The organism is Embleya sp. NPDC020630, assembly GCF_044334985.1.
Taxonomy (GTDB): Bacteria; Actinomycetota; Actinomycetes; order Streptomycetales; family Streptomycetaceae; genus Embleya.
In genome coordinates, this window is record NZ_JBIRUB010000003.1 from 432,025 (window position 1) to 445,262 (window position 13,238).

The 13,238-nt window shown below is 72.1% G+C and carries 9 protein-coding genes; 4 read left to right on the forward strand and 5 right to left on the reverse strand.

Annotated elements, in window-relative coordinates; translation table 11 throughout:
• The first annotated feature begins 212 nt into the window (after positions 1 to 212).
• Positions 213 to 1,469 (forward strand): type VII secretion-associated serine protease mycosin, encoded by a 1,257-nt coding sequence (gene mycP / locus ACH4XV_RS13345; protein ID WP_395789260.1) that lies wholly within the window; start codon positions 213 to 215, stop codon positions 1,467 to 1,469.
• 372 nt (positions 1,470 to 1,841) lie between these two features.
• Here the strand turns inward: mycP (ACH4XV_RS13345) and mycP (ACH4XV_RS13350) are convergent, their stop codons facing one another.
• The 4 genes from mycP (ACH4XV_RS13350) to eccB all read right to left on the reverse strand — a co-directional run bounded on the left by mycP (ACH4XV_RS13350) (position 1,842) and on the right by eccB (position 5,840).
• Positions 1,842 to 3,083: a type VII secretion-associated serine protease mycosin gene (mycP, locus tag ACH4XV_RS13350; protein ID WP_395789262.1), complete on the reverse strand. Its 1,242-nt coding sequence runs from the start codon at positions 3,081 to 3,083 to the stop codon at positions 1,842 to 1,844.
• Between the two features lie 272 nt (positions 3,084 to 3,355).
• Entirely contained in the window at positions 3,356 to 3,643 is a 288-nt protein-coding gene (locus tag ACH4XV_RS13355; RefSeq protein WP_078977448.1) for a WXG100 family type VII secretion target, read from the reverse strand.
• Between the two features lie 136 nt (positions 3,644 to 3,779).
• Positions 3,780 to 4,085, reverse strand: a complete 306-nt coding sequence (locus tag ACH4XV_RS13360) for a WXG100 family type VII secretion target (RefSeq protein WP_380003093.1) — start codon at positions 4,083 to 4,085, stop codon at positions 3,780 to 3,782.
• 276 nt (positions 4,086 to 4,361) lie between these two features.
• Complete coding sequence (gene eccB, locus ACH4XV_RS13365; RefSeq protein ID WP_395789265.1) at positions 4,362 to 5,840, reverse strand: type VII secretion protein EccB; 1,479 nt, start codon at positions 5,838 to 5,840, stop codon at positions 4,362 to 4,364.
• Between the two features lie 167 nt (positions 5,841 to 6,007).
• On the opposite strand from eccB, the gene eccE reads away from it, so the two are divergent.
• The 3 genes from eccE to ACH4XV_RS13380 all read left to right on the forward strand — a co-directional run bounded on the left by eccE (position 6,008) and on the right by ACH4XV_RS13380 (position 12,173).
• Complete coding sequence (gene eccE, locus ACH4XV_RS13370) at positions 6,008 to 7,294, forward strand: type VII secretion protein EccE (RefSeq protein WP_395789267.1); 1,287 nt, start codon at positions 6,008 to 6,010, stop codon at positions 7,292 to 7,294.
• Positions 7,295 to 7,334: 40 nt separating this feature from the next.
• A complete protein-coding gene (locus tag ACH4XV_RS13375) occupies positions 7,335 to 8,165 on the forward strand; it encodes a hypothetical protein (RefSeq protein ID WP_395789269.1) in 831 nt (276 codons plus the stop codon).
• Between the two features lie 204 nt (positions 8,166 to 8,369).
• Positions 8,370 to 12,173 carry an AAA family ATPase gene (locus ACH4XV_RS13380; RefSeq protein WP_395789271.1) on the forward strand — a complete coding sequence of 1,268 codons (3,804 nt, stop codon included), beginning with the start codon at positions 8,370 to 8,372 and terminating at the stop codon, positions 12,171 to 12,173.
• 53 nt (positions 12,174 to 12,226) lie between these two features.
• Here ACH4XV_RS13380 and ACH4XV_RS13385 read toward each other — a convergent pair whose 3' ends face one another.
• Positions 12,227 to 13,177: a bifunctional riboflavin kinase/FAD synthetase gene (locus ACH4XV_RS13385; RefSeq protein WP_395789273.1), complete on the reverse strand. Its 951-nt coding sequence runs from the start codon at positions 13,175 to 13,177 to the stop codon at positions 12,227 to 12,229.
• Positions 13,178 to 13,238: the final 61 nt, after the last annotated feature.

Below are 13,238 nucleotides of genomic sequence, written 5' to 3' on the forward strand. Positions count from 1 at the left end.
GGGAACGAACCCCATTTACAGGCGGTGCTCGCTCGGAACAGGTCCGTCGGCGCACACCTCGCGTGGACAATGAAGACGACAACGTCTGGGATGGCCCCCGTCGGCCGGGTGTGGTCCCACCTGTCATCGAATAGATCACGCCCCTCCCACCCTTGGAAGGACACCTACGTCGTATGAGCGGACGACCTTTGCAAGCCCATCGGCTGTCCGTCATGCTCAGCACGCTCTTCGTGATTCTGATCGGCAGTGGAACCTTTGCACCACCCGCCCGGGCCGATTCCCTCCGCGCCCAGCAATGGTACTTGGATACATGGAAAATCGACGAGGCATGGAAGATTTCTCGCGGCAACGGCATCACGGTTGCAGTAATCGACTCTGGCGTCGACGCTACGCATCCGGATTTGGTGGGGCAGGTATTGCCTAGTTTAAGCACAGCCGGGGATGCCAATGGTCACGGCACCGGTATGGCGAGTCTCATTGCTGGTCACGGCAGAGCTGGTGGCGGGCAGGGAATCTACGGCGTGGCTCCCGGAGCCAAAATCCTGCCGTTCAGAGCTCTCGATGGCTTGGTCGGTCGGCAGGACACAAATTCGGTGGCGGAGGGCATTCGTCTAGCCGCAGATTCCGATGCCAAAATCATCAGCATCTCGTTGGCCGGAGGCAACAATGTTCCGACTGAGGGGGAGGCTGTAGCGTACGCGCTCAGCAAGGGAAAACTAGTCGTCGCTGGCGCAGGAAATACACCGGATAGCCGAGACAACGTACCGGTCTACCCAGCGACACGCCCAGGAGTTCTAGCCGTTAGCGCAGTGGATCGTGAAGGCAAACCCGCCAAGAACAGCGTGCGCGGGTCGTGGGTCGCGCTGGCGGCCCCGGGCGCCGACATCCCTCGCGCCTGCGTCACCGAGACCCGCTACTGCCTGGGCACCGGTTCCAGTGATGCCACCGCGCTTACCTCTGGGGTGGCGGCGCTTGTGTGGTCGGTGCATCCGGATTGGACTGCGAATCAGGTTATTCGGCGGCTGATCGATACTGCCAATCGGCCTACCGAGCCTGTTCCTTCCGACACCTTTGGCTACGGGGCCGTGAGTCCCCGCAAAGCCCTTGCCGCCACCGACACGCCTGGGCCGGCCGATGTGAATCCGCTTGTCGGGGTGCGTGGGGACAAGCCGAGTGCGCCGCCCGCCACCGGCGCGTCGAGCGGCCCGCCCCCAGCGACCGCGCCGCCTGCAACTACCGCGCCCCCGGCGGCAGTCGCCGGCAAGTCCGATGACGGCGACAACCTCCTCGTCCCGATCCTCATCGGCACCGCGGCCGTCGTCGTCCTCGGCGCCGGCGCCGCCGTCGTCACCATGCGCCGTCGCCGAGCCCGCGAGCTCGCGGCCCGTCAACAGGCCGCCGCGCCGCCCCGGCCCACCGTGCCACCGACCTACCACCCGCCGGGCGGCGGCCCCTATGACCGGCGCTGAACGCGACGGCACGCCCGATCCCGCCTACGCCACCGAAGCCGCGCCGCCGCCCGCGCAGGCCGCTTCGGGCACGTCTGCCACGATGGCCGCCTTCAACTCCCTCAGCGGCCGGAGTCGTTCATCGGGGCGTTCGAGCGCGTGGACCGGGGCCGCGTTTTCGGCGGGCATCACTCCGAGCCCGCAGCCCCACGCGATCGTGCGATGAGCATCGATGCCAGGATCGGCCGTATGTTCTTGGGCGAAGCATCCCGGGAGCGCCGCACACCGATGTTGGCGGACCTCACTGTCTTGCGTGTCTCCTCGGGGCCCGCCGAGCGGGGTGGCGCCGGTGGGGAAGTCCTCCGCGATCGGCCGTGGCCGGCGGCCCGCCGTTCAGCCGGATGAAGGGCGGTTTCGGGCGTCGCGGATGACGATTGCGCCGCAGATCACCACGATCGTGAGGCCGATCGCGACGAAGAGGATCACCGAGGCCTTGCGGCGGTCGCGGTCGGCTCGGGAGGGGCCGTGGGCCAGCGGGGCCACGTTGACCAGTTCCGTGCTGCGGTCGACCTTGGGGTCGGGGACCGGGACGGAGCCGGGGATCCCGGTGAAGGCGAGGGCGCGCAGGGGGTCGACCACGCCCCAGCCGACGCCGTCCACGTGGCCCGGGGCGGTGCGCTGGGCGGTCTGTTCGATCAGGGTGATCACCTGTGCCGCGGTGTAGTTCGGGTGGGCCGAGCGGATCAGCGCCGCGACGCCCGCTACGTACGGCGTCGCGAACGAGGTGCCGTCACCCCGGCAGTGGCCCCCCTTGGGGACCGTCGACCACATGTCCACGCCGGGCGCCATCACGCCCACGTACGGCTTGTTCTGCGAGAACGGCGCCCGCTCGTTGTTGCGGTCGGCGGCGCCGACGCCCAGCACGCCCGGATACTTCGCGGGCCACGAGTCGAGGTTGTCCTTGTCGCCGGAGTTGCCGGCCGCGGCCACCACCACGACCTGCTTGGCCAGCGCGCGCTGGATCGCGTCCTGCAACTTTTGACCCGGCGCCTGGCCGCCCACGGTGTCCTGCGAGATGTTGATCACCGAGGCGCCCCCCGCCACCGCGAAGTCGATCGCCTGGGCCAGGGTGTCCTCGTTGCCCTTGGTCGCGTCGTCGCCGCCGTTCTGCCGGATCGGCAGCAGCATCGCCTCGGGCGCGATCCCGGCGAATCCGGTCTCCAGCCTGGGGGTGAGCCGATCGCCGGGGCGGGCCGCGATGATGCCCGCGGCCATCGTGCCGTGGCCGTTGGTGTCGTCGGTGCCGTTCGCCTTGTCGTTGAAGAAGTCCTTGCCGGCCACGATCGCGGGCGCCAACTGCGGGTTGTCGTCGTCTATCCCGCTGTCGATCACCGCGACTGTGACGCCCTTGCCGGTCGACTTCTGCCACAACTCGTCGAGCAACACCCGTTGCAACGACCACGGCTTGCCGGGCATCGGCTTGGACGGGTACTGGCAGTCGCTCCCCGCGAGCAGCGCGGTGTCCGCCGGGACACGGTGCACAGAGTCCGCCGAGGCGGCGCCCACCGATCCGGCGGGAAGCACCAGACCCAGCGCCAGAAGGGGTGCCGCCCACCGTCGCCGCACGGGTCGCATCGGTTCGTTCGCCTTCCGGATCACCGTCCGCCCGATCCCGGTCCACCAGGCCGGGCGATTCGTCTTCTGGGTGTCCCCGGCCCCCGTAAGACCGATGACGGACGCGGGAGGAGGCGGGCACGAGCCCGCCTCCTCACATCACGCCACTCACTCACACACGCACTCGCACACACATGCACTCGCACACATGCACCCGCGCACTCGCACCTTCGCGCATACATGCACTCACGCACTTCGCCGCCGACGCACCGCGCCGAGGATCGAAGCGGCGACTACTGCCACATCTTGGCGTTCGACGCCTCGGTCTGGCGGTACGCGTCGGCCGCGCGCATCAGGCCGTCGGCGATGCCGTTGAGCGCGTCCTGCAGCCCCTGCGCGTTCTGGTCCCAGCTCGCCTGCTGGACGAGGTAACCCTCGCGGGCGTCACCGGACCACGACTCGGTGACCGGCGAGATGTCCCGCTTCAGACCCGACTGCATGTCGGCGAGACGGGCGTTGAGGGCGCGAATATCGGCTGCGGCCTGTTCGAGCGCGGCGAAAGTGACAACTACCTGCGACATGCTTTCTCCCCAGTGTCGGATGACGGGCGTACGACCGGGGCATCGCCCCGAGCGCCACGAGAGCGGACTCGACCGTCGGCGACGGGGGCGGCCAGGCGCACGGCGACGACGGTACGAATCCCGGAACGAACCTCGGTCAGAACATCAACTTCGAGATGTTGCCGGACACCGTCGTCTCGGTCTGGTCGTACGAGTTGGCGTTGTGGCCCATCGCCCCCGAGATGGCCTCCAGAGCGCGCTTGACCCCGAGCGCCTTCTGCACGGCCTGCTCCTGCAGCGGGTCGAACTGGGTCCTGGCAGCACCCTGCCACTGACCCTCGATCGCGTCGACCTTGCGGTTCATCTCCTGGATGGCCGCCTCGAGGTCGGTCGCGACACCCTGAACCTTCTTCGACAACTCCGCCAACATCTGCGGAGTGATCTTGAACGCTTCACCTGCCATGTTTCACCATCCCCCATGAGACAGACGTGCGCGAGGGAAGGTTCGTGTCACCCGTGTCGGGTGCCCCCGCACCAACGTCACCGTTGCGACGTCGTGGGAACTCTAACCGCAACCCCGGACGCCACCCAAGCAACGCCCTACGCAAGGTTACGGAACCTTGACCCAGTGAATACCCCTGCGGGTCCAGTGCAATGCGCAGGTCTTCAGTGGTGCTTTCGGGTCGGTTCGTCGCCACTCACGACCCCCACGACGCTACCTCAACTCCCGCCCCCAGGCTCAGGAACCCTGTGGCTTCTTGGCGTCGGCCGTACTCAACTGCGGTCCCCGCGACACCAGTTCCGACCACGCCCGGGGCAACGCCTTGGCCTCCACGCCCTTGTACCCCAGGCGCTGCTTCGCCTCGCTCTCCTGCCAGGGTTGCGCCTGCGCACCGCCGGACTGCGCCTCCTCCGGCACGCTGTAGCGCAGTCCCGAGTCGGCGACCAGATACATCGGACCGCCCTCCCCCGGTGTACCGGTGACCTCCCGGTACAGCGCCCCCGCGCCGGGCTTGACCCACACCCCGCCCATGCCGTCGACCAGTTGCTCCGGCGGCCGGGTCCCCGCGGACTGCGTGGTCACCGGCTGAGTGCCGCGCCAGTCGTCGGCGAAGGTGTTGCACACCACGTTGCGCGGCAGTTCCAGGTCGTTGCGGGTCATCCGGTTCATCGGAGTCGGCGGGATCTCCGGCCATCCCTTCTCCGCGGCGTAGGTGCGGTCCTGCACCACGGCGGTGCCGAGGGTGCCGATGTTCACCGGGAACGCGTTCGGCGTCGTGTTGCCGTACGCCTCCTTGACCCTCGGGTTCGTGGTGAGCAGGACGGCGGTCAGCTCGCTGATCGGCATCACGCCCTCCATGGTGACCACGTAGTTCTGCCGCTGGGCACCTCCCTCGGCCCGCAGCACGATGCCGATCCGGTTGTACTCCCGAGCCAGCGGCAGCGAGGTGGGCTTGCCGTAGTCGGCCGGCAGCGGGTGGTCGATCACCCCGCCGTCGATCAGCGTGGCCAGCCACGAGTCGCTCATCGGCTGGGCCGGTATGCCGACCAGGTTGAGCGCGCCGATCACGGTCGGCGCCTCCACCGCGTAGCGCTTGCCCTGGTAGACGAGGTACTTGCGCTGGTTGCGGTCCTGGACGAACAGCCCCTGCCCGGGGGCGAGCGGCCCGTCCGCGGGGGCCGCGCCGATGAACACGCTGCGCTGCGGCTCGCCGGCCGGGTCGGGCCTGCCGTCCTTGCCGATCGCCGGACGCTCGCACACGGTCCAGGACTTGCGCCCCCGGACCTCCTTGGCCGTGGGCAGCCGGTCGGGCGCGTTCGGAATACCCAGCGGCGCGCCGTGACTCACACTGTTGAGCTGCTTCTCCGGCACCATGTTGACCTTGAAGTTGCCCGGGTCCAGGAGCAGTCGGCCCGAAGCGATGTTGAGCACGGGGTGCAGCTTGCCGTCGAGGAAGACGTATCGGCTGGCCGAGTCGCGGCCCACGATCAGACTGCTCTTGTCCTTCCAACCGGGCGGCGTCCCGGGCTTGATCAGACCGACGACCCCGAACCCGGCCAGCACCAGCATCGCGACCACGATGCTGGGCGTGACCATCCGCATCGGCTTGGGGGCGTTCTCCTCGGTGCCACCGCCGGGCGCGGGTTGCAGGAAGGCCGCCACCATGCGACGGCGCGCGAAGATGTACGCCTCAAGTTGCTCGCGGCGCGATGCCATCGTTCTCCCCGTGATCGACCGAACGCTCCGGCTGACGGTTCTATCACCGCCGCGGTCGCAGGGTCGCGGCCAGACCCCCGGCCCCGTACCGTACGGTGTGCCGCACTCGTTGTGACACTCGGGCGACGGCGTACGGGGACAAGTCGTGACATGGGGGATCTACAAACGTGGCCGCACCCGCGCCGGTAGGGACGCATCGGCAGACCCGCCCGCCCACACCACCCGACGGGTCGTCACCACAAACGCCGCCCCAACGCGCCTCGCTGCGGGTACATCCGCGCGCGGGCCGGATCGGCGGCGTGCTGGTCCAGCAGATCGTACTGATCCAACTCGCCGTGCTGCTGGTCGCGATCGGCCTGGCCACCAATCCCGCGGTGCTGATCGGTCTGGGCGCGGTGGCGATCGTGCTGGTGGTGCCCGCGCTCGTGCGGCTGCGCGGCCGGTGGCTCGCGCAGTGGTTGCCGATCGTGTACGACTTTCGCCGCAGGCGTCGGATGCCGGCCGTGCCGGACGACGCGGACCCGGTCCTGGTTCCGGTATTGGAGTGCGCGCCGCGGTTGACCACCAGCTCGGTCACCGACCGCGACCGCCGCTCGATCGGCCTGATCGGCGACGGCACCTTCCTCACCGCCGTACTGCTGGTCACCTCGCGCGACGAACCGCTGCGCCCCTCGCGGGCCCAACGCCCGCTGCCGCTGCCCGCGATCGTGAGCACACTCGACGTGGACGACGTGACACTGGCCTCGGTCCAGGTGGTCCAGCACACCCAGCCCGCGCCGGCCACACACCTGCCCGAGGAGGCACTGGCCACCCGCTCCTACCGGCAACTCGTCGAGCAGGGCCTGCACGACGTGCCCGCGCTGCGGCTGACCTGGATCGCGCTGCGCTTCGAACCCGAGCTGTGCGCGGGCGCGGTGGCCGCGCGCGGCGGCGGCGAGGAAGGCGCCCAGCGGGCGCTGTTGCGCGCGGTCAACCAGCTCGCCGGCAACCTGACCGGCGCCGGTTTCGAGGCCCGGGCCCTGGACGAGACCGAGTTGGTCCAGGCGCTCGCCACCTCGTGCAGCGTGAACCGCACCACGCGCCAGTACGGGCGCGGCGGGCGGCGGACCACCGAGTCCAAGCGCGCGTGGCGCTGCGACGACCGGTGGCACACCACCTATTGGGCGAACCGCTGGCCGCAGCTGACCCAGGGACGCACCTCCGACCTGGTGGGGGCGCTGACCGCGACCCCGGCGATCGCCACCACCTTCGCGCTGACCGCCACCCACGGCGTGGGCGGGACCACCGCGCTCACCACGCACGTACGGATCGCCGCCCGCTCCGGCAGCGAACTGGCGGACGTGACCCGGCAACTGGAGCGCCGGGCGCGCTCCGAGCGGATCGGGCTGACCCGGCTCGACTGGGAGCAGCAGCCGGCCCTGCTCGCCACGCTGCCGCTCGGCGGCCTGGCGTAACGAAGCGTCACATCAGCATGCGTACGGGGAGGATCCACCTGTGAGCACGACCAACACCGGCCGCGGCCGACGTCGGGCGCCGAACGGGCGCAATCCGGCCCCCGCGCCGACGCCGACGCCGAATCCGACCCCGGGGTCAGGCACCCCGGCGCCGCGCCCGGCGCGGCGCGGCGGCCTGGCCCGGTTGATCGGCCCGCGCCACGAGCGGCACCTGCTGACCGCCGACCAGTTGCCCGCGCTCGGCTTGCCGGTGGGCGACGACGGTGTGGTGATCGGGGTCGACGCGGATCGTGATCCGGCGGTCCTGGGCCTGTTCCGGCCCGAGCCGCTGGAGGTGGCATTCGTCGGCGGCGCGTATGTGGTGCAGATCATCGCGTTGCGGGCGGCGGCGATCGGCGCCCGGGTGGCGATCGAGTCCGGCCGTCCGCAGCTGTGGTCCGCGATGGCCCAGGCCGCGGGCGGCGCGCAGCCGTGCGTGACGGTGCATCAGGTGGGTCGGCTCGGCCCGCAGGGCCCCACCCCCGGCAGCCCGGTCCTGGTCGTCCGCGACTGCGGCGCCCGGCCGCCGCGCAATCGGCTCGCGCCGGCCGCCTGGCAGACCACGCTGACCCTGCTGCCCTTCCTGGACCCGGCGCAGGCCCGGCAGCGGATAGGTGCGGGCGTCGGACTGATCGGCATCCAGCGGGTCTCACCGATGGAGGCGCAGGCGGCCGCGAGCGTGCTGAGCCTGCCCGGCGAGGACGAGGCCGCACTGCCCACGCTCGCCGACGAGCTGACCCTGTGGAGCACCAGGAAATCGCGCAAGTACGTGATGCTGACGCCCACTCGGGCCGAACTCGACCTGCTCGGGCCGCCGCGCCGGATGGACTGACCCGGTATCCGGGCACACCGACCGCGCGGTTCCGCGCACCGCCTCGACGCGAACAGTGGACGGACCGGCGACGACCGCCGACGCCGCTGACTACGCTGTGAGGCTCGTGTAGGGGGCAACCTCGACCCTGGTCGGGGTACGGCCGACGGCGGCGCCGTGTGCTCTGATGCCGAGCCGCCTCCGGACGATCGGAAGGACCACACCGTGAGCAGCGAGCAGGACGGCGCACACATCGAGGCGGGGGCGGACGAGGAAGAGGAGTGGTCGGGACCCGACTTCACCATGCCCTCGTGGTACACCCACCAGGACGGCGGCGCGCCCGCGCCACCCCCGTCCGGGGTCCGTGCGCCCGCACCGCCGGGGCCGATCCAGGCGCCCCGCTACGGCAGTGAGGACCCCACGCTCGTACCGCCGGCACGCACGCCGGACGCGCCCGCGCCGCTGCCGTACGGGGCGGACCACGGCGCCGCGCACCCGGCCGGTCCGACCGCGGGCGCCCCGGGCCCGTACGGCTCCGGCGCACCGGTAGCGCCGCCCGCCGGCCCGCCCGGCACGGGCACCCCGCCGCACGAGCCCACCCACCGACCGTCGGCCGGCGACCCCCGCGCGCACGAGGCCCGCACGCACGAGCCCGCGCCCCCGGCCGCCGTCGACCACGGCGCACACGGCCCGACCGGACCCGGCGCGGCGCACCCGAACACCGCGCCGCCGGCGCCGTACCGCGTCGACACGGACGCGCCCGCACCCCAGGCCCCGCCGCAGTACACCCCCCACGAGCCCGCGGCCCCCCTGCCGTACGGCGGCCAACCGCCCGCCGCGCAGGACCGCCCCGGCCCGACCTTCACCCCCGGCGACCAGACCATGGTCATGCCGCCGGTGACCGATCAGGACCGCCCGGGCCCGGCCACCCCGTCGGCCGCCCAGGACAACCGACCGGATCAGCCGTTCACCCCCGGCGACCCGACGATGGTCGTGCCCCCGTCCCTCGACCGGGACCACCCGGGCGCGCCCGTACCGACGGACGACCGGACGACGGTCGTGCCGCCCTCCCACGGCCAAAACCGCCCGGACCCGGCCTACACCCCGGGCGACCCGACGATGGTCGTCCCGCCGTCGTTCGACGGAAACCGGACCGAACCCACTCCCCCGGCCGACGACCGCACCACCGTCGTCCCGCCGTCCGGCGACGCGAACCACCCCGGCCCGGCCTACACACCCGGCGACCCGAGCCGCCCCACCACGGAGCCGGCCGAGTCCGGTCCCGCCGGTGCTCCGGTCGACGCGGCCCCGGACAGCCCGGAGGCCCCGGAGCCGATCGAGCCGCCCCGCCCCGACATCGAGGCCGGCGACGCGCGCCCGACCGACACCGCGGCCCCGGAGCAGTCGCCCGCCGATCCGCCCGGCGATGCCGCCCCGCAGCCCGACGCCGCACCCGCTCGCGCCGACGACGCGCCCCCGGCGGCGGAAGCCCGCCCGGACGCGCCCGCGTCGTTCGACCCGCACGACGTGCCCACCACCCCCGTCGGCGGCACGCCGATCCCCGGCCTCTCCGCCGACGGACCGACCCCGCCGGCCCCGGAAGCCCCTCCGACAGAGCCGGCCGACGCACCCGCGCCGCCACCGCAGCCGCCGCAGGGTTACGACCGACACCCGTACGCCCCCCACGCCGCCGAAGCGCAGCCGCCCCGGGCCCCCGAGGCACCGGAGGCGCCGCAGCCACCGGCCGCCGCCCATCCGCAGCAGCCCCAGCCCCCCGCCCCGCCGGCCGCCCCCGCGCAACAGCCGCCCGCCGGCGCGTATTCGCCCTACGGACAGCCCCAGCAGCCGCCCCCGCCCCAGGGCGCGCCGCTGCCCTACCCGCAGTACCAGGGCCCGGCGCACCCGGACGCCCCGCAGCAGCCCTACCCCGGTCAGCAGGGCGCCCCGACCCCCGATCAGGCGACCCGGCTGATCCCGCCCGTCACCGACGACATGGCCGCACCGCCCGGCGTCCCGCAGCAGGGCCCGCCGACCGGTGCCCCGCCGCGCCCGATGACGCCCCCGCAGGGTTCGCCGCTGCCGCCGCCGGCCTGGTCCGGCTCCGCCCCCGGCCACGGCGAGGCCTGGGGCGGCTCGGCACCGCCGCCGACCGGACAACCGCTGCCGCCGCCGAGCGGTGCGCCGATCGCGCCCCCGCAGCAGCAGCGCGACGAACGTTCGTGGATGCGCCGTGCGTTCGGCGGCGGCAACGACCAGGCCGCCGCGCCGGAGCAACAGCAGCACGGCGGCCAACCGCCGTACGCCCAGCCCCCCGGCCCGTACCAGCAGGCCCCCGGCCCGTACGCCCAAGGCACCCCGCCGCACGGCGCCCCCGGCCCGCAGGCCCACGCCCCGTACCCGCAGCCCGATCCGCAGCAGGGCGGCCCCAACCCGTACGCCCAGGCGCAGCCGGTTCAGCCGCCCTACGGCCAGGCACCCCCCGGCCCCCAGGGACCGGACTACGCCCAGGGTGCCCCCTACGGACAGCCGAACCCCGGCCACCCGCAACCGCCCTACGCCCAGGGCACCCCGCCCCAGGGCGCCCCGGCCCCGCAGCAGCCCCCGTACGGCCAACCCCCCGCAGCCGCCCAGCCCACCGAGGCCCAACCGCCCCACCAGGGCACCCCTCCACAAGGCGCCCCCGGCCCCCAGGCGGCACCGGGAGCACAGGGACAGCCAGGGCAACCGGGATACCCCAACCACCCCACGCCCCAACACCCCGACCCGGCCGACCCGTACGCCGCCCAACACCCCGAGGCGCCCCAGCCCTACCACCCGGGCACCCCGCCCCAGGGCAATGCGCAATCCCAGCAGCAGCCCTGGTCCCCCGACGGCGGCGGCCCGGCCCGCACCGTCGGCGGCGCCCCCCTCGGCTACACCGCGGCCGTCGAACTGACCAGCGACCGCCTGCTGCGCAAACAACCGCAACCCCGCCGGCAGACCCCGCGCTTCCGGCTCGGCGGCAAGTCCGCCGACGCCCGCCGCGCCGAACGCCTCGAACGCATCCGCACACCCGTCCTGGGCTGCTACCGGATCGCGGTGATCAGCCTCAAGGGCGGCGTCGGCAAGACCACGACCACCACCGCCCTCGGCTCGACGCTTGCCACCGAGCGCCAGGACCGCGTGATCGCGATCGACGCCAACCCGGACGCCGGCACCCTCGGCCGCCGGGTCCGCCGGGAGACCGGCGCGACCATTCGCGACCTGGTCAACTCGATGGCCCACGTGCACAGTTACATGGACATCCGGCGGTTCACCTCACAGTCGTCCAGCGGCCTGGAGATCCTGGCCAACGACGTGGACCCGGCGGTGTCGACCACGTTCAACGACGACGACTACCGCTCGGTGATCGACCTGCTCGGCAAGCAGTACCCGATCATCCTGACCGACTCCGGCACCGGCCTGCTCTACAGCGCGATGCGCGGAGTCCTCGACCTGGCCCACCAGTTGATCGTGATCAGCACGCCCAGCGTGGACGGCGCGACCAGTGCCAGCACCACACTCGACTGGCTGGTCGCACACGGCTACGCCGACCTCGTGGCCAACAGCATCACGGTGATCTCCGGAGTCCGTGAGACCGGCAAGATGGTCAAGACCGAGGACATCGTCGCCCACTTCGAGACCCGCTGCCGCGCGGTCGTGGTCGTGCCCTTCGACGAACACCTGTCCGCGGGCGCCGAGTTGGACCTCGACATGATGCGCCCCAAGACCCGCGAGGCGTACTTCGAACTCGCCGCGCTGGTCGCCGAGGACTTCCATCGCACCCAGCCCGGCGAGCAACAACAGCAGTGGCAACCGCACTACGGGCAACAAGCGCCGCAGCAGCCCTACTACGGCCAACCGCAACAGCAGCCGTACCAACAGCAGCAACAGCACCCACAACACCAACACCAACCGCAACAGCCGCAGCACCCGCAACAACCACAGCCCCAACAGCCGTACTACCAGCAGCCCCCGCCCGGCGACTGGCAACCACCGCGACAGGGCTGAACGCACGAGGGCCGCCCCGGAGAACATCTCCGGGGCGGCCCTGGTCGCTTCACTCAGCCCGCGGCGTCGAGATCCGTGGCGTCGACCAACTCGCGCGCCCGCTTCACATCCCGCGCCATCTGGTCGAGCAGGTCGTCGACCGACTCGAACCGCACGGTCCCGCGCAGGTATTCGAGGAAGTCCACGGCGACGTGCACCCCGTACAGGTCCAGGTCGGTCCGGTCCAGCGCGTACGCCTCGACCCGGCGCTCCGTACCGTCGAAGGTCGGGTTCGTCCCGATCGAGATCGCCGCCGGCAACCGCTCGCCGTCGATCACCAGCCACCCCGCGTACACCCCGTCGGCCGGAATCGCCGTATACGGAAGCACCTCGAGGTTGGCCGTCGGATAGCCCAGCTCGCGCCCGCGCTGGTCCCCGCGCACCACCACACCCTCAACCCGGTGCGGCCGGCCGAGCAGTTCGGCCGCGCCCGCCACGTCGCCCTCGGCGACCCGGGCCCGGACCACGGTGGACGAGAAGGTCACCTCGCCGGAGACGAACAGCTCCGGCTCGACGACGGTGAAGTCGTTCGCCACGCCCAACTCCTCCAAGAGGGCGACGTTGCCCGTCGCCTTGTGGCCGAAACGGAAGTTGCGTCCCTCGACCACCACGGCCGCGTGCAGCGTGTCCACCAGCACCTGGCGGACGAAGTCGACCGCGCTCTGCCGGGAGAATTCGAGGGTGAACGGGAGAACCAGGACCGCCGCGACCCCGAGGTCGGCCATCAACTGCGCGCGCCGATGATGCGGCGTCAGCAGCGGCGGATGGCTGCCCGGGCGGACCACCTCGCTGGGGTGCGGGTCGAACGTGACCACGACCACGGGCAGACCGCGCTCGCGACCGATCTCGACCGCTCGGCCGATCGTCCGCCGGTGTCCGCGATGCACACCGTCATAGGACCCGATCGTGACGACGGAGCGTCCCCAATCGCTGGGGACGTCCTCCAAGCCCCGCCAACGCTGCACCGTAACCGCTCCTCGTTCTCCGTGGTGTGTCGCGGGTCCAGCCTCCCACGTACCGGCCCCC

Bases quoted from the DNA above. Each gene is read 5' to 3' on its own strand.
- mycP (WP_395789260.1), top strand. From the start codon at position 213: ATGCTCAGCACGCTCTTCGTGATTCTGATCGGCAGTGGAACCTTTGCA.
- mycP (WP_395789262.1), bottom strand. From the start codon at position 3,083: ATGCGACCCGTGCGGCGACGGTGGGCGGCACCCCTTCTGGCGCTGGGT.
- ACH4XV_RS13355 (WP_078977448.1), bottom strand. From the start codon at position 3,643: ATGTCGCAGGTAGTTGTCACTTTCGCCGCGCTCGAACAGGCCGCAGCC.
- ACH4XV_RS13360 (WP_380003093.1), bottom strand. From the start codon at position 4,085: ATGGCAGGTGAAGCGTTCAAGATCACTCCGCAGATGTTGGCGGAGTTG.
- eccB (WP_395789265.1), bottom strand. From the start codon at position 5,840: ATGGCATCGCGCCGCGAGCAACTTGAGGCGTACATCTTCGCGCGCCGT.